Genomic DNA, 20,529 nt, shown 5'->3' with positions numbered 1-20,529 from the left:
AGTATATCGGGGCCGGAGCCAGGGGCGGCACAACTTTTTCAACGCCGGGAGCAGGACGCCAGCACACCGCAACAAGGATTCATACAAACCTTTATCAAGTGTCACATCAGTGTCACGGTGAGGCGGCATAGTGTGCCCTGTCCAAACAACAGGGTCTCTTGCCATGAAGGTGTTCAAGCAGTTGTCTCCTCGTCGAATTGCCCGCTATATCAAAAGCTTCCATCACGGCAGCTTCATGGTCGAGGCACTGGGACGATTCGAGTTTAAGGGGGGAGTCATCGATGTGAAGACGCTGAACTGCCGTCAGGCGCTGAGCCTGGCCCGGCAGATCAACCTGGCCGTGCGCGATCTGCGCACCAGCACCCTGTTGCCGGGCTGACATACTCCTTTCCGTTTGTGATCTGCTTCCATGCACGTCTTTGCCCGCCGCTCACCGAGCGTGCGGGCTATTTTCCATAGGACGGGCCGCGCCTTATCCTCATCAGTGCTGCAGGATCTGGGAGAGAAACAGCTTGGTCCGCTCCGACTGGGGGTGGTCGAAGAACTGATCCGGCACGTTCTCCTCGATGATCTGGCCGCGATCCATGAAGATCACCCTGTCCGCGACCTGCTTGGCAAAGCCCATCTCGTGGGTGACGCAGAGCATGGTCATCCCCTCGTGGGCCAGCTCCACCATCACATCCAGCACCTCGCGCACCATCTCGGGATCGAGCGCCGAAGTCGGCTCGTCAAACAGCATCACCTGGGGATTCATGCAGAGGCTGCGGGCGATGGCGACCCGTTGCTGCTGACCGCCGGAGAGCTGGCCCGGGTACTTGAGGGCCTGCTCCGGGATCCTGACCCGGCGCAGGAAGGTCATGGCGATCTCCTCCGCCTCCTTGCGCGGCAACTGCTTGACCCAGATGGGGGCCAGGCAGCAGTTCTCCAGCACCGTCAGGTGGGGAAAGAGATTGAAGTGCTGGAACACCATGCCCACCTCGCGGCGCACCGTCTCTATGTTCTTGAGATCCGAGGTCAGGGCCGTACCCTTGACCAGGATGTCACCGCTCTGATGCTCCTCCAGCCGGTTGATGCAGCGGATCATGGTGGACTTTCCCGAGCCCGAGGGCCCGCAGATGACGATCTTCTCCCCCCTGCCCACCTGCAGATTGATGTTGCGCAGCACATGAAACTCACCGTACCACTTGTTGACGTCCTTGAGTTCTACCACAGCGTCCGTTTTCATCTCGAAACTACTCCTAATGCTTGTGACCGGTGTTGAGTTTGCGCTCCAGATAGATGGAGTAGCGGGACATGCCAAAACAGAACATCCAGAAGATCATGGCGATGAATACATAGGCCTCCGTGGAGAAGCCCAGCCAGGCCGGATCTGCCAGCGCCACCTTGGAGATGGCCAGCAGATCGAACAGCCCTATGATCAGCACCAGGCTGGTGTCCTTGAACAGGGAGATAAAGGTGTTCACCAGGGAGGGAATGGTGATCTTGAGGGCCTGGGGCATGATGACCAATCCCATCACCTTCCAGTAGGAGAGCCCCAGGGCTTCACCCGCCTCGTACTGCCCCTTGGGGATCGCCTGCAACCCCCCTCTGACCACCTCGGCCACATAGGCCGCCTGGAACAGAATGATGCCGATGAGCGCCCGCAGCAGCTTGTCGAGCTCCACCTCGCTGGTCATGAACAGCGGCAGCATGACGGAGGCCATGAAGAGCACTGTGATGAGCGGCACCGCCCGCCAGAACTCGATATAGACGGTGGAGAGGCTGGAGATGACCGGCATGTGGGAGCGGCGCCCCAATGCCAGCAGGATCCCGAATGGCAGGGCGACCACTATGCCCACCACCGCCAGCACCAGGGTCAGCATCAGGCCGCCCCAGCGGTTGGTTTCCACCACCTCCAGACCGGCTCCGCCGTGGATCAGCACGAAGGCGATGACAGGGAACACCAGCAGGGTAAAGAGCGCCAGCCAGCCCTTGCGCGGGGTACGCGGCCAGATCAGCAGCGCCAGCAGCACGGCCAGACCGGCGAAGGCCAGATTGATGCGCCAATACTGGTCGGCCGGGTAAAAGCCGTAGAGGTATTGCCCCAGACGGCTCTCGATAAAGACCCAGCAGGCCCCGCCCTGGGCGCAATCGGCACGACTGCTTCCCTGCCAGTTGGCGGAGAAGATAGCCCAGTCCAGCGCCGACCAGAGCAGTGGCAGCAGCAGATAGGCCAGCACCAGGGTCAGCAGGCCGTTCCACCAGTTGGGAAAGAGGTTCTGCCTGATCCAGGCGACCAGCCCCCGGCGATGATTGGGAGGCGGCAACGCCTCCTGCAACTCGTTCACAAACATGACAGCTCCCTAGCGCTCGACCAGCGTCATCCTGCGGTTGTAGATGTTCATCAGGACTGAGGTGGTGATACTGATGATGAGATAGACCCCCATGGTCATGGCGATCACCTCGATGGCCTGCCCGGTCTGGTTGAGGGTGGTGCCCATGAACACCGAGACCAGATCCGGATAACCGATGGCGGTGGCCAGCGAGGAGTTCTTGGTGAGGTTCAGATACTGGCTGGTCAACGGGGGTATGATGACCCGCATCGCCTGGGGAATGACCACCAGCCGCAGCGTCTTGGTGGGCGAGAGCCCGAGGGCGGAAGCAGCCTCGGTCTGCCCCTTGCTGATGGCCAGTATGCCGGATCGCACTATCTCGGCGATGAAGGCCGCCGTATAGATGGTGAGCGCCAGCAGCAGCGCCGCGAGCTCGGGCAGTACCGTCAAGCCACCCCGGAAGTTGAAGCCCTGCAGGGCCGGCACGCTCCAGGAGAGCGGGCTGCCCGCCAGCAGGAAGGCGATGGCGGGCAGCAGGATCACCAGAGCGGCCACACTGCGCCAGAACGGGAAGATCCTGCCGGTCAGCGCCTGACGGCGCCTTGCCCAGCGGCTCAGCCCCCAGCTCAGGACGACAGCGAGCAGCAAGGCCCAAAGCACATAACCAAATCCCTCTTCAAACAAGGGTTTGGGCAGATAGAAGCCCCGCACGTTCAAGAAGGCGAGCCCTCCCAGTTCCACGCTCTCACGGGGTGACGGCAGGGTGCGCAGCACCGAGAAGTACCAGAAGAAGATCTGCAGCAGCAGCGGAATGTTGCGAAACGTCTCTATGTAGACGGTGGCTATCTTGGCCACCAGCCAGTTGCGGGACAGCCGCGCTATCCCGAGCACGAAACCGAGCAGGGTGGCGAACAGGATGCCGAGCACCGAGACCAGCAGGGTATTGAGCAGGCCGACCACGAAGGTGCGACCGAAGGTATAGGTCTCATCGTAGGGGATCAGGCTCTGCAAGATGCCGAATCCGGCGGTGTTGCCCAGAAAATCGAAACCTGTGGTGATGCCACGGGTCGCCAGATTGGTCAGGGCATTGTTGATGATGTAGAACAGAAACGCGAGAACGGCCGCAATGGCCAGGCACTGGAAGATCTGCGCCCGCACCTTAGCGTCATACCACCAGCGGCCCTGTTCTTTCCTATGGTTTGATGCTTGTATCGCCATGAGGATGACTCCGACAAAGCCAGGGCAAGGGGGAAATGGGGGGCCAGGCCCCCCGACAGCTGTCTAGTTAGCGGATGGGCGGGGCATACATCAGGCCACCCTTGTTCCAGAGCGCGTTGATGCCGCGGTCGATCTTCAGGGGAGAGCCGGCGCCAACATTGCGATCGAAGGACTCGCCGTAGTTGCCGACCTGTTTGACGATGTTGTAGGCCCACTTGTCATCCAGCCCCAGCACAGCGCCCTTGGGCTCTTCCAGCCCCAGCAGGCGACGAATGTCCGGGTTGGTGGATTTGAGCATCTCGTCCACGTTGGCGCTGGTCACACCGGCCTCTTCGGCGTTGAGCATGGCGTAGAGACTCCAGCGCACCACCTTGAACCACTGCTCGTCACCCTGGCGCACCGCCGGGCCCAGCGGCTCCTTGGAGATGACCTCGGGCAGCACCACGGCATCCTCCGGCTTGGTCAACTTGATCTTGAGGGAGTAGAGCTGGGATTGATCCGAAGTCAGCACGTCGCAACGTCCCGCCTCGAAGCCCTTGACGGTCTGATCCGAGGTATCGAACACCACAGGGGTATATTTCATGGCGCCGTTGGCGCGGAAGTAATCCGCCAGGTTGAGCTCTGTGGTGGTGCCGGACTGGATGCAGACGGCGGCCCCGTCCAGCTCCTTGGCGCTCTTGACCCCGAGGGACTTGTTGACCAGGAAGCCCTGACCATCGTAGTAGTTCACCCCGGCGAAGGTCAGACCCAGCGAGCCGTCCCGGGTCAGGGTCCAGGTGGTGTTGCGCGACAGCAAGTCCACTTCGCCGGATTGCAGGGCGGTGAAACGCTCCTTGGCGGTGAGGGAGACATACTTGACCTTGCCGGCATCCCCGAGCACGGCCGCGGCTACCGCACGGCACACGTCCACATCCAGCCCGGTCCAGGTGCCCTTGGCGTCCGGATTGGAGAAACCGGGCAGCCCATCACCGACCCCGCACTGCACAAACCCCTTCTTCTTCACGGCATCCAGGGTCCCCTCTGCCCAGACATTGGCTGCCGCCAGCGACAGCACTATCACCATACCTGCCTTGTGTATCTGCTTCATGTCACTCTTCCCTGTGGTTTGATTCGAATTGGCACCCAAACCGAGCAAGATGCCATCGTTTCCCTGCTTTTTTGCAGCTTATCCAGCGCTTCAAAAACCTGTCAATCGGTGCAACCCGGCACAACAGTGGTGCAACAGCACAAAATGTTCGCACGGGGCTATATGCACTCTCAGAATCAAAAGTAGACCCTTATTCACCAAATAGCCTGCTGTTAAAGGCCACTCCCACTGTGAGGATTATTTTCGCAAAAAAATGGGGCGCACCGGGATGGGGCAGCGAAATCGGACTCCAACTGACTCATCAAGCTCACTTTTCTGCCCGCAAGCCCCAACACGGGGAGTCAGGAGCGAATATTGGGCTGCGTCGATATGGTGTGATGGCGGGGGGACAACCAGGTTCCAAAGGGACTCTGTGGCGGGAGGCGAGACCAGGACAAGGGCCTCAATCTCGGGGTTCCGACCCGAGGTCGGTTCGCGGCTCAACCGCCGCGGGGGCCGTCTTCAATCTCGGTGATGACGCCGTTTTCGACGGTGACGAACTGCATGAATTCGCTCCTGCCGAAGTTGTAGGTCCAGCGCTCGGCATACTTGACCGTCATCCGCGCCCCGAAGCCGTTTTCCTCAAAACGGGTCAGGTCCTCCTTGAGCATCGGCTGACCACAGCGGATCAGCAGCTCGGCCGTGGTGTCTCCCTCGGTCAGCAGGGCGCTCTTGCAGCGCAGGGTGCCGGCATCCACCGGCAGCGTCGCCACCAGCAGCAACCACAGTATTGGCTTCATTTTGCGCTCCATTTGAATAACGCCGCCCCCAGCATGATACACACCAGGGCAAACACCATGACCTGGGCCAGCATCCCCGCCACCGACTGCCAGCCCGCCCCTTCCAGCATGACGGCGCGGGCCGCCTCGATGATCTGGCTGAGGGGCAGGCGGGCCGCCACGGCCTGCAACCAGGGGGGAGATCCCTCCAGCGAAAACCAGACGCCGGACAAGAACATCATGGGCAAGCTGATGAGATTGAGCAAACCGCTCGCCAGCTCCTCGTTCTGAATGCGGGCGGCGATGAGCAACCCGAGGGAAGCCATGGCGGTCCCGCCGACCAGGGCGATGAAGAGCAGCAGCCAGCCAGAGCCGAGCAGGGGCACATCCAGCAGCCAGTAAGCCACCAGGAAGACCAGCAGGCTCACCACCAGGGTGATCAGCACCCGCGACAACAACTGGGCGCAGAGAAACTCGGCCGCCGACAGCGGGGTGGCGCGCAAGCGCTTGAGCACCCCGTTCTTGCGATAGCGCACGATGACGAAGCCGACCCCGAACAGGCCGGAGAACATCAGGTTCATGCCGATCACCCCGGGCAGCAACCAGTCGCCATAGCGAATGGCCCGACCTCTCAGGGCTTCTCTTTGCAGGGGCTCCTGCACCGCCTGGCGCAGCAGGTATTCGGCCATGGCCCCCTGGGGGGCATCCGGGTTGACCCAGTAGTGGCCGCGCGCCGGTGACAGCAGCAAGTCCAGCTGATGATGGCGCACCTTGAGGACGCCCCTCGCCTCGTCGTCATAGGGGATGAGCTTGAGCAGCGGGATATGGGTCAGGGGCTGATAGGCCATTGTCAGCTCCCCCACCACCCCTATCTGCACCAGCGGCTTGGGGGGGCCCGAGAAGATGAGGGAGAAGCCAATCACCAGCAAGAGCGGAAAGAGCAGGTTCCAGACCAGGGCAGCCCTGTCGCGCACGAACTCCAGGTTGCGTGCGTAGAAGAGCGCACCGATACGCTTCAGCGATCCGTTCATGAGCCAAGCCTCCTGCACTCACCCCTTAGAGCTGACCGAGGGTAAACAAGCAACAGTGCACTGCCACAATTCATCGATCCACTCATGCACCGCTCCTCAGGCTATGGCCGGTCAGGTGCAGGAAGAGATCCTCCAGATTGGGGGAGCGCACCTGCATGCCGGTCAGCGGTACCCCCAGACTCAGCAGCCGTGGCAGCAAGGCCGCCACATCGGGGCAGTTCAGCTCCACCTGATCGCCGTGGGGCCGCAGCGGATAACCCAGGCTAGCGAGGGCCGGGTGATCCGCGAGGCGCACCAGCACGCCGTCGAAGTGGTGAGCCAGCAGGGCGGCAGGGGTATCCAGGCTGAGCAGATGGCCGTGATCCACGATGGCGATGCGATCGCACAGTTGCTGGGCCTCGTCCATGTAGTGGGTGGTGAGCACCACCGTCTTGCCCTGGGCCTTGATCGCCTCGATGCGCTGCCAGAAGTGGTGGCGAGCCTGGGGATCCAGCCCTGTGGTGGGTTCGTCCAGAAACAGCAGCTCGGGATCCCCGAGCAGAGCCAGGGCCAGCAGCAGGCGCTGACGCTGGCCGCCGGAGAGCTTGCGGCTGTCCCTGTCGATGAACTCCCCAAGGGCGCACAGCTCGATGAGCAGCTCCCGTGGCAGGGGGTTGGGATAGAGGCTGGCGAAGAGGCGCAGGGTGTCGCGCACCGTCAGAAAATCCTGCAGCGCGGTGTGCTGGAACTGGATGCCGATGCGGGAGCGATAGTCGGGGCCGCGCGGGGCGCCATGAAACAGGATCTGGCCGCTGTCCGGGGTAAGGATCCCCTCGAGCAGCTCTATGGTGGTGGTCTTGCCCGCCCCGTTCGGGCCGAGCAGGCCGAAACAGCTCCCGGCGGGAATGGCAAAGCTGAGTCCGTCCACCGCCTTCACGCCGGGGAAGTGCTTGATGAGATCGACGACTTCGATGATGGCGGCCATGGCCTGTCTCCCTGGGTGGCCGAGAGTGCGACGTCCTGACTATATCCAAATCTCCCGAGAAGGCCATGGCTCATCCACCGGGGCGTGGCGGCGCGCAAAAACAAACGGCGACCCAGGGGTCGCCGTTTGCATCACGCCAGCCGGATCACAGGATGTCCAGCAGCTCCACTTCGAAGACCAGAGCGGAGTACGGCGGGATGGAGCCGGCGCCACGGGCACCGTAGGCCAGATCCTGCGGAATGTAGAGCTTCCACTTGGAGCCAACCGGCATCATCTGCAGCGCTTCCACCCAGCCGGCGATGACGCCGGTGACCGGGAATTCGGCAGGCTGGCCGCGAGCAACCGAGCTGTCGAACACGCCACCGTGGGTGAAGGTACCGTGGTAGTGCACGCGCACGGACTGACCGGCCACCGGCACGGCGCCGTTGCCTTCTACCATGACTTCGTATTGCAGACCGGAGTCGGTCACTTTCACGTCGGCGCGCTTGGCGTTGTCGGCCAGGAAGGCTTCGCCATCGGCGGCGGCGGCCTTGGCAACGGCTTCCTGCTCTTCCTGCATGCGGGCGGTGATGACCTGGAAGGCATCATTGATATCGTCACGGCTGACCGCGAACTCCAGGCCGTTCAGGGCATCTGCCAGACCTTGTTGCAGGGCAGGGATATCCAGACCGGCGAAGGCTTGCTGCGCCAGCTGATCACCCATGTTGCGGCCGATGCCATAGCTGGCCTTCTGTTCGATAGAGTCGTATTGGGACATTGAGATGTTGCTCCGGGTCCTGAGGGTAAAAGAGACGGGATAATATCAGACTTTTTGGCGAGGTGCTGCCGGCTGCCGTCCTGATTTCCCCGCCAGTGGGAGGCACTTCACATCCCCCTCATCCCCGGCCCTTCTCCCGCGAGGAGAGAAGGGAGAAGAGACGGCCCAGCCACAGACTGACTCAGGCGCGATCCAGCAGGGCCCTCACCGCGGCCACCTTGGCGCCGTCGGTGATATTGACCCGGCCGTCGTCCGAGGTGCCCATGTTCACTCCGTGGGGCACCATGCCGCCGCGCCAGCCCATGCCGGACATGTGCACCTCGCTCACCCCGGTGAACTCGAGTATGGTGCGCACGTTGTCGGCATTGACCCCGGCGCCGGGCATCAGGCTGGCGCGGCCCGCCAGGGTCTGTTGCATCGCCTGCAGGGTCTCCAGACCCGCCAGGGCGGTCGGAGCATGCCCGGAGCTCAGAATACGCTCACAGCCGGCCGCCACTATGGTCTCCAGATCGGCGCGCCAGTTGGAGCTGAGATCGATGGCACGATGGAAGGTGACACCCAGGGGACCGGCCGCCTCGACCAGCTGTTGCAACTGGGCGGCAGGCACCCTGCCCCCCTCGTCCAGCAGACCCACCACCACACCTTGCAAGCCTGCTGCCCGGGCGGCGGCGATGTCCAGCAACATGAGTTCGAACTCGGCGGCACTGAAGCAGAAATCCCCGGCACGGGGGCGGATCATGGCGTAGACGGGAATGGTGGCGTGGCGCGCCACCTGCTGCATGAAACCATAGGAGGGGGTGAGACCACCTAGCCCCAGCGCAGAGCAGAGCTCGATGCGATCCGCCCCGGCTTGCTGGGCGGTGAACAGGGATTCCAGGTTGTCGATGCAGATTTCAAGACGGGTCATGATGACTCCTTATCCGGGGAGATCAGACCCAGTGCCTGATCTCATAAATTCAGCAGGGCGGCGCCACGCACGCCACCGGCGCCGCCGAAGCGGGCCTGGCGGATAGCAGGCAGGGCGACGCCGGGTAGCAGGTGGCCGGGCAGACGCTTGGGCAGCTCTTCATACAGGGCGGGCAGCCCGCTGAGGCCGCCCCCCAGCACCACCACCTCGGGGTCTATCACCGAGATGGCGGTGGCGAGCCCGGCGGCCAGGATCTCCAGCCAGCAGTCGATGGCCGAGAGCGCTGCGGGTTCCCGAGCCTCGACGCGGGCGACTATCTGGTGACCACTGGCGCGCTCGCCGTTAAAGTGGTGATAGAGCCGCTCCAGGCCGGTGCCAGAGGCATAGGTTTCGAAACAGACCAGGCGGCCGCAGCCGCAGCGGGGACGGGGCAGGTCGGGATATTTCATCAATATGGTGGCCGGCAGCGGGTAATGGCCTATCTCCCCCGCCAGCCAGTTGCGGCCCTGGATCAGCTTGCCCGCCAGATAGACGGCGCCACCTATGCCGGTGCCAATGGTCACCCCCAGCGCACTCTCGGCCTCGGCGGCGGCGCCCTGGTGCACTTCGGACCAGAGGAAGCAGTTGGCGTCGTTGTCGACGCTGACGGTGCGTGCCAGTCGTGCGGCCAGATCAGCCCCCAGATGACGACCGTGAATGGCGGGCAGGTTCGCCGCCACTATGCTCCCATCCAGGCGATTGATGATGCCGGGAAAACCGATGCCGACGGCACCTTTAGCACCGAAACGGGCGTCCGCCGCCTCGACCCGCGTCAGGATCAGCTGCAGCAGCCCCTCGTAATCCTTGCCGGGAGTGCTCATGCGCTCTTCGTGACAGAGGTTCAGGCCACCGTCATACACAGCGAACGCAATCTTGGTACCACCAATATCAAATCCGTAATACATGCCACACTCCCTTGCCGGTGAACCGGGTCACCTCAGTCTGTCCAGATGGGGCACATTGTATTAATTCGCAAAAAAAATAAAGTGATCATGGGCGAAAAACGGGAGCCAGCTCAAAGCAAACGGAACATTTGCCGCTGAAGACAGGGCTGTCCCAGGCTCGTCAGGGTGCGCTCCTGGCCGTCAAACACGAAGCCGCGGCGCAGATAGAACCCCTCGCCGATGTGATTGCCATCGAGCAGCCATAGCCTGGCGCACTCGCAACCGGCCCGGCGCATCTGCACCGCCACCGCCTGCCACAGTCGCTTGCCATGGCCCCGACGCCAGTGATCCGGGTGCAGATAGAGCGCCCGGATGCGCGCCGTCATCAGCCCCTCCTCATGGACAGGGTGCCAATAGAGCAGGCCGATGACCACCTCGTCCTGACAGAGCAGCATGGGAATGGGGGCCGGCTCGGCGAGCCGGCGGCGCCAGATCTGCAGATGCTCGGTGACCGCCAGCTGGGCCAGCAGATCCTCACCGAGCACGCCGCCATAGGCCGCCAGCCAGCTGGCCCGCTGCATCACCGTCATGGCGGCGGCATCGGCGGGACGGGCCAGCCGCAGGCTTATGCCTTGCACTGGGGAGTCAACCCAGCGGCACGGGCCTGCCGATACAGGGGCTCTGCCTGAGCCTGTTGGGCCTGCAACTCGGTGATGCGGTTCTCATCGCTCGGGTGAGTGGAGAGCAACTGGGGCGGCGCCTTGCCACCGGCGGCGGCACTCATGTTCTGCCACAGGGGGATCGCCTCGGCCGGATTGAAGCCGGCGCGAGCCATCAGATCCAGCCCCAACCTGTCGGCCTCGCTCTCCTGAGCCCGGCCATAGGGCAGAGCGATCCCCACCTGGACCCCGAGACCGAGCGCCGCCATGGTGGCACCGCCCCCCTGGCTGCTGCCGATGGCGGCATCGGCCACCGCCAGCCCTATGCCGGTCAGCTGATCCCGGGAGAGACGTTCGTTGGAGTGCTGTGCCAGCACGTGGGTCAGCTCGTGGCCGATGACGGTGGCGAGCTGATCCTGATTCTTGGCGACCTTGAGCAGGCCGCTGTAGACGCCGATCTTGCCGCCGGGCAGGGCGAAGGCGTTGACCTCCTTGGAGTCAAACACCACCACCTCCCAGCTGGTGATGCCATAGCTGGCAGGCACCTGGGCGGTGACCGCCTTGGCCACGCAGGAGACATAGGCATTCACCCTGGTATCCTGGCTCACCTTCTCCTGCTTCTTCATCTGCTCGAAGGAGTCGGCCCCCAGCTGGTTCATCTGCTGGGGGGAGAAGAGCAGCATCTGGCTGCGGCCGGTCGGCGACTGGGCACAACTGGCCAGCAGGGCACTGCACAAGGCCGCCAGGCCGAATTTGGACAGGGAAGATGCACGCATAGGGAGGTCCTTTACCATGAAGTTGCCCTATTCTCGGGAATGCTGCCGTCCGGTGCAAGCCAGGCGCCACCCCATGCGACCAAAAAGATCCCGCGGCACCAAAATAAAAACGAGCCCGCTTGGGCTCGTTTGTCTGCAGTGCGAAAGCGGGATTACATGATGCCCAGCTTCTTCAGGTCGGCTTCGGCGATCTTGGCAGGAACCGGTACATAACCATCCTTGGCGACTATGGTCTGGCCCGCCTTGGAGAGCATCATCTTCACGAACTCTTGCTCCATCGGGGAGAGCGGCTTGTTCGGAGCCTTGTTCACGTAAACGTACAGGAAGCGCGACAGCGGGTACTTGCCGGTCAAGGCGTTGTCTGCGGTCGCCTCAACGAAGGTCGTGCCATCCTTGGAGAGCGGTACGGCGCGCACGCCTGAGGTGACATAGCCGATGCCGGAGTAGCCGATGCTGTTCAGGGAAGCGGAGACGGATTGCACCACGGAGGCGGAGCCCGGCTGCTCGTTCACGCCGCTCTTGAAGTCACCGTTGCACAGGGCGTGCTCCTTGAAGTAACCGTAGGTGCCGGAGACGGAGTTGCGGCCGAACAGTTGCAGATCCTTGCTGGACCAGTTGCCATCCAGACCCAGATCGGACCACTTGGTGGCGGCCTTGGCTTCGCCGCACTTGAGGGTGCTGGAGAAGATGGAGTCAACCTGCTGCATGGTCAGCCCCTTGATGGGGTTGTCCTTGTTCACGAACACCGCCAGGGCATCGACCGCGACGCGGATGGCAGTGGGCTTGTAGCCGTAACGCTTCTCGAACGCCTCTTCTTCACCGGCCTTCATGGCACGGCTCATGGGGCCAAACTGGGCGACGCCCTCGGTCAAGGCAGTGGGGGCGGTGGAAGAGCCGGCTGCCTGGATCTGCACGTTGACGTTGGGGTAGACGCGCTTAAATTCTTCGGCCCAGAAGGTCATCATGTTGGCCAGGGTGTCCGAGCCCACAGAGGACAGGTTGCCCGAGATGCCACTGGTCGGGGTGTAATCCGGCAGATCTTTATCCACACCGGCAGCCAGCGCGCTGACAGAAAACAGGGTTGCTGCGGTGAATCCGATTACACCAGCCAGTTTGTTGAGTTTCATCCAATCTCTCCAAAGTTACAGAAGGCGACTGCCTTGAGTTTCCTTCTGTCCCTCTCTTCAAGGTGACAGAAGGCTATTGCCAATACATGGCGCCGATTAACACTGTCTTGCGGTGGTCAACCCGACTGCATCAGTCAGATTGTTGAGTTTTATTCCGTCCCCTCTTTCCCAAGGTGACGCTGGGTCTGTTCTTAAGACGGCGCCAGTATCTGACCTGGCAGTGACAAATTTATGGATTTAATGTGACACTTTAATGACATGGCGAGGCTTTTGACCAAATGAAAAGAGGGCCGCTCTCGCTGCCCCCTTTGTATTGCTAACTATTTGTCAAAAAAGACTATTTAACTACCACCATCCTGGCGGGAATGAGGAAGCTGAAGCGGCTGCCCTGGCCGACCCGGCTCTCTATCTCGAGCTGGGCATCGTGATGACTCAGGGCATGCTTGACGATGGCGAGGCCAAGGCCGGAGCCGCCGGTGTGGCGGGATCTGGCCTTGTCGACCCGATAGAAGCGCTCGGTGAGCCGCGTCAGGTGTTCCGGGGCAATCCCCTCCCCTTGGTCCTGCACCACAAAGAGCGCCATGGCCCCCTGCTTGCGCCACTCCACCGTGATCTTGCGACCGGCCGGGGTGTAGTGAATGGCGTTGTAGACCAGGTTGGAGACGGCGCTGCGCAACTGGTCCCGGTCTCCCTTCACGAACAGATTGGGCTGCACCTGGAACTCAATTTGGTGGGCACTCTCTCCCGACAGGGCCCGCGCCTCCTGCTCCAGCAGCCCCAGCATGGCGGGCATGTCCACCAGATGGGAGAGATCCACGGTCGGGGCCGCCTCGATGCGCGACAGGGTGAGCAGCTGATTGACCAGGTTGTCCATGCGAACGGTCTGCTCCATCATCACCCGGTGCGCCTTGGCCCACATGGCGGGGGGTGGCGGCTCTTCGGTCATTTCCAGATAGCCCTTGAGCACGGTGAGCGGGGTACGCAACTCGTGGGAGACGTTGGAGACGAAATGCTTGCGGGTCTTCTCCAGGCTGCGCAGCCGGGTCACGTCCCGCACCACCAGCATGGCCTGATCCTCGGCATAGGGCATGATGCGAAACTCGAGAAACTTCTCCTCGTTGATGGGGGAGCTCATCTCGAACGGCTCGTCATACTGCCCCTTGCCGAGGTAGGCGACGAAGCCGGGGTGACGGATGAGGTTGCCGATGTGCTGGCCGGCATCCTCGGGCCAGCGAAAACCGAGCAGCTGCTCCGCCAGCCGGTTGCACCAGAGGATGCTGCCGTCGGTGCGAAACACCACGGCGGCATCGGGCAGGGCCTCGGCCCCTTCCCGGAACCGGCGGATGAGACCCGCCAGCTCGCGGCGCCTTGCACGGTGGCGCTGCTGCAACTTGTAGATGCCATTGAAGATGTATTCCCAACTGCCGCTGCCATGGGGCGGCACCAGGCTGCGATCGTGCCACAGCCAGTCCGACAGCCGCTTCTGGAAGCGGTAGTGCCAACCCAGGTGCAGCACAGTCGCCACCAGCAGGCAGAGGGAGAGGTGTTCTATCAACCAACCTACCAAGACGAAGGGGGCGTAGAAGAACGCCATTCGCCACAACTGTCGCCGCCAGGCGTAAGGTTGCAACATGTTATCCCCTAGAGACGGGTTGAGAAGCGGTATCCGGCTCCACGCACCGTCTGGATCAATCTGTCGTGCCCGGTCTCTTCGATGGCCTTGCGCAGACGACGGATGTGCACATCCACCGTCCTGTCTTCCACATACACATTGGTGCCCCAGACGTTGTTGAGCAGTTGTTCGCGGCTGTAGACCCGCTCGGGATGGGTCATGAAGAAGTGCAGCAGCTTGAACTCGGTCGGCCCCATGTCGAGCGCCTTATCCTCGGCGCTGACCCTGTGAGAGACAGGATCCAGTTTGAGCCCCTGCACCTCGATCACCTCGTCCACCGAGGTGGGGGAGACCCGGCGCATCACGGCGTGCAAGCGGGCGGTCAGCTCCTTGGGGGAGAACGGCTTGGTGATGTAGTCGTCGGCGCCCGCCTCGAGGCCGCGCACCTTGTCCTCTTCCTCACCACGGGCGGTCAGCATCACCACGGGGATCTGGCGGGTCACCTCGTCCTGCTTGAGCTGCTTGATGAACTGGATGCCACTGCCACCAGGCATCATCCAGTCCAGTACGATGAGCTCGGGGTAAGGTTCACGCACCTTAGCCAGTCCATCGGCATAATCTTCTGCCTCAATCGTCTCATATCCTTTTTGCTCGAGCACGAAGCAGAGCATCTCGCGGATTGGTGCCTCGTCCTCGACCACCAGAATTCGCTTAGCCATATCCCTTCTCTCTCCTCTGTGAAGATGGGTGCGCCAATTATTAGAACTTTCTGTGACACTTTTATGACTTTATGACAGGCGAGATGATAAACGTTTTCAGATTCAACTGGCAGCAGCGAGTTGCAGCAGGTCCCAACGGTTGCCACTGATGTCCTCGAACACCACCACTGTGCCGTAGGGCTCGCTACGTGGCTGTTCACAAAAATGAACGCCATAGTCCAGCATCCGCTGGTAATCGCCCCAGAAGTCGTCGGTTTCGAGGAACAGGAAGACCCGGCCGCCCCCCTGCCGGCCGATGGCGGCCTGCTGCTCGGGGGTTGCGGCGCGAGCCAGCAACAGGGCCGACCCGGGGGCGCCTTTCGGGGCGACCCGTACCCAGCGCTTGCCCGGTTTGCCCGGCTCATCGAGGGGCGTGTCTTCCAGCAGCGCAAAACCGAGACCCTCGGTAAAAAAACGAATGGCCTCGTCATAATCGGCCACCAGCAAGGCCAAAGCGCCCAGGTGTTGTGCCATGGGAATACTCCTCAACAGATGAATGAAGGGGGCTCGCGCCCCGGCTGGCGCGCATCATAACGGCTGGGGGGCCTGTGCTCCAGCCGCAATGTGCCGCGCGAAGGCAGGGCCCTTCGCCGGTTGGCAGGGCTGCGCCCTAGCCGACCTCGACCCGGTTGCGACCCCGTTTCTTGGCCTGATAGAGCGCCTCGTCCGCCCGCTTGAGGGTCAGCTCCGGGGAGTCCCCGCGCCGCTCCGCCACCCCGAAGGAGGCGGTGATCCTGAGCCCGAGGGGCCACTCCCTGTAGGCTTCCAGCGCCCCTCTCAGCCGCTCGGCCAACGCCTCGGCCCTCGCCTGCTCATAGTGCAGGCAGACCAGCACGAACTCCTCCCCGCCCCAGCGCACCAGCCGGCACAGGCTGTCACAATGGCGCAGCAGCTCGCTCACCATGTGCTTGAGCACCTCGTCTCCCATGGGATGGCCATGGGTGTCGTTGACCCCCTTGAAGTGATCGATGTCGATGTAGATGAAGGAGAGCGGCATCTCCCCCAGTTCGCTCAAGAGCTTCTCGCCACCGAGCCGGTTGAGGGCCCCGGTCAGGGGATCGTAGCGGGCCTCCTCCTCGGTGCGGCGGTACTGCTCGCACAGGCTCTGGCTGAGCGCCTCCGCCGCCAGCCGCGCCTCGCGGGCCGTGCGAAGCCTATCCCCCATCAGCAGGTACTGGGTCAGAAACAGCAGTATTCCGTATATCAGCCAGCCCAGCAGCAACTGGCGGTAGAAGTCCCCCGGCGTGCCCCAGCGGCCATAGAGCTCCAGCTTCTCCAGGATCAGCCGGTAGTCCCCGGGCTGCATCTTGTCATCGGTGGCAAGCTCGATGGCATAGACATGGTGCAGATCCGGCCCCTGCTGCGCCAGCGGGATCCGGTACTGTTGCACCCACCAGGAGCTGGGGGCGAACACCTTGAGGGGAACGTCCTGGATGCGGCCGTAATCGTCGGGACGAAAGAGCACCTCGTTGAACTTGTGGGAGACCTCGTCCCCGGCTATCGAGTAGGCGGGATCATAGTTGCGCAGATAGAGGCGCCAGCTCTGCGGCTCGCCCCCCTCTACCCTCAGCTTGACCCGCACGCCGTTGAAGTGGGAGAGATCCATCCCGCGCTCGGGGGCAGACAGGGTCAGGATCAGCTCACAGAAGGGGGAGCTGTGGCCCGCGCGCAACTTGCAGTCGATGGCAGGCTTGTCGCCCCCGGCGATCAACGTCGTCACCGAGTGGCCCCCATGGGCGCGATCATCCTGGGCCCTGGCGGCTATGCCGGCCTGGCTCAGGATGTCCAGCCGCCGCTCAGGCCCGAACTCGAACGCCAGTATGGCCAGCAGGCTGCCGAGCAGCAGGCTCCAGAACAACAGATTGGTCATGCGGGAATAAGATGGGGTCATGGCGATCACACCTGAAAAAGAGCTTTTACTCTACACCTTGACATTCTGCACCGTGCTGATCCAGATCCAAGGTTGTTACACGCGCCCTCGTGGGCGCAGGGGGATTGGTCGGCTCAGCCCGCCCGCAGGGCATCGCCTGCCATCCGCCGGGCTGAATCCTGTCGGCATTGCACCGCAAGAGGCGGACGCCAGCTCCTGGGGAAGCGAGTTCCCGATGTCATCATTCCTTTCACCACTGAGCACTCCATGCCATGGAAAAATAAAGAAAAATCATCGCAGAGCCCCAGTCTACACAAGCAGGCTGTGCGGCAACACCCCTAGCCCTCTTCCCGCAGCGCCCGGTAGAGGGTGGTGCGGCTGATGCCAAGCCGGCGCGCCGCCTCGCTCACGTTGCCGCCACACTCTGCCAGGGTCTGCTGCACCCGAAGCCGGCTCTGCGCGCGCAAGGTGGTGGCGCCCCGGGGAGCCGGCATGGCGGCCACCTCGGGCAGATGCAGGTGGGCGGGTTCAATCCAGCCCTGCCCTTCCGCCAGCACGCAGGCCACCTCCAGCGCCTGCTTGAGCTGGCGCACGTTGCCGGGCAGGGGATGGGCCAGCAGTTGCTGCTCCGCCTGCGGCGTCAGTTGCAGGGCCGGGTCCATCTCGGCGAGCAGACACTGGATCAAGCCCAGGCGCTCCCCCTGGGGCCAGGCCCGCAGCGGCGCCAGCTGCTGGCGCCAGCCGCAGATGCGGTAGTAGAGGTCTTCGCGAAACGTCCCGGCCGCCACCATGGCCGCCAGATCCCGGTGGCTGGCGCTGACCAGCCAGAAGTCCACCGGCTCGGGTTTGTGGCTGCCCACCGGCGTCACGCTGCGCTCCTGCAGCACCCGCAGCAGCCGGGTCTGGGCCAGCAGCGGCAACTCGCCGATCTCGTCCAGCATCAGGATGCCGCCATGGGCGGCGCGCAGATAACCCTGGCGGCCCTGGCTGCGGGCACCGCTGAAGGCCCCGCCGACGTAGCCAAACAGCTCGGCCTCCACCAGATCGGCCGGCAGGGCGCCGCAGTTGACGCACACCAGGGGCTTGTCCCGTCGGCTCGACGCTCGGTGCAGGGCTCGCACCAGGTGCTCCTTGCCGCTGCCGGTCTCCCCCTCGATGAGCAGCGAGATGCCCCGCTCCAGCATCTTGAGAGGCACCCCGGCCGGAACGGCTGGCAGGGGCTGGGTTTCGGTTTGAATCACCACCGGCTCGGGCTCCAGCCGCAGGCCGCGGCGATCGCGCAGCAGTTGCCGGCCATCGAAGGGGTGCTGGCCGAGCCAGAGCCGTCCGGCCCGGTTGGCCCCGAGCAGCTCGCCCCCCTCCCCCAGCAGCAGACGGGCGGACCAGAGACTCTGGGGATCGAGATCCACCAGCCAGCCCGGTTGGCGCGCCAGCAGGGCATTTTCCAGGGTCATGGCCAAGAGCCGAACCGTGCCCAGCATGTCGCCGCCGTGGTGGGCCGCATCGGTGGAGATGTCGAGCACCCCCAGCAGTTGCCCGTCCGGCCCGAGCAGGGGGCAGGCGCTGCAACTGAGGAAGCTGTGCTGGGCGAAGAAGTGCTGTGCCCCCAGCACCTGCACCTCACTCTGCTCGGCCAGCGCTGTACCGATGGCGTTGGTGCCCTTGCTCGCCTCCCCCCAGCGGGCGCCGCTGCGCAAGAAGATCCGCTCGGCGTGGCGGGCGAAGCCATCGTCACCGCTGGCGGCCAAAATGGCCCCCTCACCGTCACACAGCAGCAGGCGACAAGGCCTGCCCGCCAGCAACTGGGCAAACAGCGGCAACACGAAGCGCTGGAAGCAGGTGATAAGCGTTTTGTGCTGCTCCTGACGGGCCGACAGCTCTCCCTGGGGCAGCAAGTCCAGCTCGGCGCTCTGCTGGCGGAGCAGGCCCTGATGCAGGCAACGCTGCCAGGAGCGCTGGATCGGGCTGGGACTGGATTGAGGTAACTCGCTCATCACGCCTCCTGTTCACAAAGGGCACAGTGTCACGGTCACTGTTCAGAAACGGCACAGTTTTATCGGCACCGCCTTGCTCATTGGTTAACCAAGATACGCCGCCGCACCCCGTTTGATAACGTTTTTGTAACCTTTTGTACGCTGGTCAGACCCTCTGGCACGGCCCTTGCGATAGCAGTTGGTCACCGGCCCCCGGCCGGTCAGGACCACACACATAAGGATGATGAGATGATTTATACCGCTCCCGGTCAGGCAGGCGCCCTGGTCAGCTTCAAGTCCCGTTACGACAACTTCATCGGTGGCGACTGGGTGGCGCCGCGCGCCGGCCGCTATTTCGAGAACGTCTCGCCGGTGGATGGCAAGGTATTCTGCGAGGTGGCCAGATCCGACGCCGCCGACATCGAGCTGGCGCTGGATGCCGCTCACAAGGCCTTTGCCAGCTGGAGCAAGACCAGCGTCACCGAGCGCAGCAACCTGCTGCTGCGCATCGCCGATCGCATCGAGCAGAACATAGAGGTGCTCGCCGTCGCCGAGACCTGGGAGAACGGCAAGGCGGTGCGCGAGACCCTGGCCGCCGACCTGCCGCTGGTGGTGGATCACTTCCGCTACTTCGCCGGCTGCATCCGCGCCCAGGAGGGCTCGGCCGCCGAGCTGGATCAGCACACCGTCAGCTACCACTTCAAGGAGCCCATCGGCGTGGTCGGCCAGATCATCCCCTGGAACTTCCCGCTGCTGATGGCGGCCTGGAAGCTGGCCCCCGTGCTCGCCGCCGGCTGCTGCAGCGTGCTCAAGCCCGCCGAGCAGACCCCGGTCACCATCATGCTGATGATGGATCTTATCAAGGACATACTGCCCCCCGGCGTGGTCAACGTGGTCAACGGCTTCGGCGCCGAGGCGGGTCAGGCGCTGGCCACCAGCGACCGGATCCAGAAACTGGCCTTCACAGGTTCGACCGAAGTGGGCGCCCATATACTGCGCTGCGCCGCCGACAAGCTCATTCCCTCCACCGTGGAGCTCGGCGGCAAGTCCCCCAACATCTATTTTGCCGACGTGATGCAGCATGAGAGCAGCTACATCGACAAGGCGGTGGAAGGGATGCTGATGACCTTCTTCAACCAGGGGGAGGTGTGCACCTGCCCCTCCCGCGCCCTGGTGCAGGCGAGTATCTATGACGACTTTATGGACCGTGTGCTGGCCCGCGCCCGCACAATCGTGCAGGGCAACCCCCTGGACACCACGACCCAGGTCGGGGCCCAGGCGTCCCGCGAGCAGTTCGACAAGATACTGAGTTACATGGAGATAGGCCGCGGCGAGGGGGCCAGGATGCTGATCGGCGGCGGCCCGGCCAAGGTGAGCGGGCTGGAGGGGGGCTTCTACATCCAGCCCACCATCTTCTCGGGCCAGAACAAGATGCGGGTGTTCCAGGAGGAGATCTTCGGGCCGGCGCTCGGGGTCACCACCTTCAAGGACGAGGCGGATGCGCTGGCCATCGCCAACGACACCCAGTACGGCCTGGGGGCGGGTCTGTGGACCCGGGACAGCAACCTGGCCTGGCGCATGGGGCGCGGCATCCAGGCCGGCCGGGTCTGGGTCAACTGCTACCACGCCTACCCGGCCCACGCGGCCTTCGGCGGCTACAAGAAGTCAGGGATAGGCCGCGAGACCCACAAGATGATGCTGGACCACTACCAGAACACCAAGAACCTGCTGGTGAGCCACGACATCAACCCCCTCGGCTTCTTCTAAGCCCATCCTGTCATCAACAAGGGCGCCTGC

Annotated in this window: 20 protein-coding genes; 2 read left to right on the top strand and 18 right to left on the bottom strand. The window is 63.3% G+C overall.

Translation table 11 applies throughout. The annotated features are described in order from the left end of the window. The first annotated feature begins 163 nt into the window (after positions 1-163). Positions 164-379 carry a DUF1107 family protein gene (locus tag ACB030_RS14415; protein ID WP_205641279.1) on the top strand — a complete coding sequence of 72 codons (216 nt, stop codon included), beginning with the start codon at positions 164-166 and terminating at the stop codon, positions 377-379. Positions 380-481: 102 nt separating this feature from the next. Here the strand turns inward: ACB030_RS14415 and ACB030_RS14410 are convergent, their stop codons facing one another. The 18 genes from ACB030_RS14410 to ACB030_RS14325 all read right to left on the bottom strand — a co-directional run bounded on the left by ACB030_RS14410 (position 482) and on the right by ACB030_RS14325 (position 18,753). After that, entirely contained in the window at positions 482-1,225 is a 744-nt protein-coding gene (locus ACB030_RS14410) for an amino acid ABC transporter ATP-binding protein (protein WP_005328952.1), read from the bottom strand. Between the two features lie 13 nt (positions 1,226-1,238). Beyond that, positions 1,239-2,333, bottom strand: coding sequence for an amino acid ABC transporter permease (locus tag ACB030_RS14405; RefSeq protein ID WP_234571031.1), 1,095 nt, complete (start codon positions 2,331-2,333; stop codon positions 1,239-1,241). A 9-nt stretch (positions 2,334-2,342) separates the two neighbouring features. Then, complete coding sequence (locus tag ACB030_RS14400; RefSeq protein WP_371160690.1) at positions 2,343-3,530, bottom strand: amino acid ABC transporter permease; 1,188 nt, start codon at positions 3,528-3,530, stop codon at positions 2,343-2,345. A 67-nt stretch (positions 3,531-3,597) separates the two neighbouring features. Next, positions 3,598-4,617 (bottom strand): amino acid ABC transporter substrate-binding protein, encoded by a 1,020-nt coding sequence (locus tag ACB030_RS14395; RefSeq protein ID WP_106886125.1) that lies wholly within the window; start codon positions 4,615-4,617, stop codon positions 3,598-3,600. A gap of 479 nt (positions 4,618-5,096) precedes the next feature. After that, positions 5,097-5,396 carry a DUF2845 domain-containing protein gene (locus ACB030_RS14390; protein WP_106886124.1) on the bottom strand — a complete coding sequence of 100 codons (300 nt, stop codon included), beginning with the start codon at positions 5,394-5,396 and terminating at the stop codon, positions 5,097-5,099. Beyond that, complete coding sequence (locus tag ACB030_RS14385; protein ID WP_371160687.1) at positions 5,393-6,406, bottom strand: ABC transporter permease; 1,014 nt, start codon at positions 6,404-6,406, stop codon at positions 5,393-5,395. The genes ACB030_RS14390 and ACB030_RS14385 overlap by 4 nt, the downstream gene beginning before the upstream one ends. Before the next feature lie 82 nt (positions 6,407-6,488). Next, the gene (locus ACB030_RS14380; RefSeq protein WP_371160685.1) at positions 6,489-7,370 is read right to left on the bottom strand and encodes an ABC transporter ATP-binding protein; all 882 of its coding nucleotides are present in this window, start codon (positions 7,368-7,370) and stop codon (positions 6,489-6,491) included. A 145-nt stretch (positions 7,371-7,515) separates the two neighbouring features. Continuing rightward, positions 7,516-8,127, bottom strand: coding sequence for an FKBP-type peptidyl-prolyl cis-trans isomerase (locus ACB030_RS14375; protein WP_005324672.1), 612 nt, complete (start codon positions 8,125-8,127; stop codon positions 7,516-7,518). 181 nt (positions 8,128-8,308) lie between these two features. Further along, complete coding sequence (locus tag ACB030_RS14370) at positions 8,309-9,034, bottom strand: copper homeostasis protein CutC (protein ID WP_025327844.1); 726 nt, start codon at positions 9,032-9,034, stop codon at positions 8,309-8,311. Positions 9,035-9,075: 41 nt separating this feature from the next. Beyond that, positions 9,076-9,978, bottom strand: coding sequence for an ROK family protein (locus ACB030_RS14365; RefSeq protein WP_371160682.1), 903 nt, complete (start codon positions 9,976-9,978; stop codon positions 9,076-9,078). Between the two features lie 110 nt (positions 9,979-10,088). Continuing rightward, positions 10,089-10,595 carry an N-acetyltransferase family protein gene (locus ACB030_RS14360; protein WP_371160680.1) on the bottom strand — a complete coding sequence of 169 codons (507 nt, stop codon included), beginning with the start codon at positions 10,593-10,595 and terminating at the stop codon, positions 10,089-10,091. Beyond that, positions 10,583-11,392, bottom strand: coding sequence for a M48 family metallopeptidase (locus ACB030_RS14355; RefSeq protein WP_205641273.1), 810 nt, complete (start codon positions 11,390-11,392; stop codon positions 10,583-10,585). The genes ACB030_RS14360 and ACB030_RS14355 overlap by 13 nt, the downstream gene beginning before the upstream one ends. A gap of 152 nt (positions 11,393-11,544) precedes the next feature. Then, positions 11,545-12,519, bottom strand: coding sequence for a PstS family phosphate ABC transporter substrate-binding protein (locus ACB030_RS14350; RefSeq protein ID WP_371160677.1), 975 nt, complete (start codon positions 12,517-12,519; stop codon positions 11,545-11,547). Positions 12,520-12,856: 337 nt separating this feature from the next. Beyond that, positions 12,857-14,152, bottom strand: a complete 1,296-nt coding sequence (gene phoR, locus ACB030_RS14345; RefSeq protein WP_371160675.1) for a phosphate regulon sensor histidine kinase PhoR — start codon at positions 14,150-14,152, stop codon at positions 12,857-12,859. Between the two features lie 8 nt (positions 14,153-14,160). Next, positions 14,161-14,850 (bottom strand): phosphate regulon transcriptional regulator PhoB, encoded by a 690-nt coding sequence (gene phoB / locus ACB030_RS14340; protein WP_042654001.1) that lies wholly within the window; start codon positions 14,848-14,850, stop codon positions 14,161-14,163. 102 nt (positions 14,851-14,952) lie between these two features. After that, positions 14,953-15,363, bottom strand: a complete 411-nt coding sequence (locus ACB030_RS14335; RefSeq protein WP_371160673.1) for a VOC family protein — start codon at positions 15,361-15,363, stop codon at positions 14,953-14,955. A gap of 136 nt (positions 15,364-15,499) precedes the next feature. Next, complete coding sequence (locus tag ACB030_RS14330) at positions 15,500-16,780, bottom strand: GGDEF domain-containing protein (protein WP_371160671.1); 1,281 nt, start codon at positions 16,778-16,780, stop codon at positions 15,500-15,502. 317 nt (positions 16,781-17,097) lie between these two features. Next, positions 17,098-18,753: a sigma-54-dependent Fis family transcriptional regulator gene (locus ACB030_RS14325; RefSeq protein WP_371160669.1), complete on the bottom strand. Its 1,656-nt coding sequence runs from the start codon at positions 18,751-18,753 to the stop codon at positions 17,098-17,100. A 228-nt stretch (positions 18,754-18,981) separates the two neighbouring features. Here ACB030_RS14325 and ACB030_RS14320 point away from each other — a divergent pair, with 228 nt between their 5' ends. Continuing rightward, a complete protein-coding gene (locus ACB030_RS14320; protein WP_371160667.1) occupies positions 18,982-20,499 on the top strand; it encodes an aldehyde dehydrogenase family protein in 1,518 nt (505 codons plus the stop codon). Positions 20,500-20,529 lie beyond the last annotated feature (30 nt).

This window comes from Aeromonas sp. S16(2024) (assembly GCF_041403065.1).
Taxonomy (GTDB): domain Bacteria; phylum Pseudomonadota; class Gammaproteobacteria; order Enterobacterales; family Aeromonadaceae; genus Aeromonas.
Note: the sequence above shows the minus strand (reverse complement) of the source record. Positions and strands in the feature narration are given on the sequence as shown.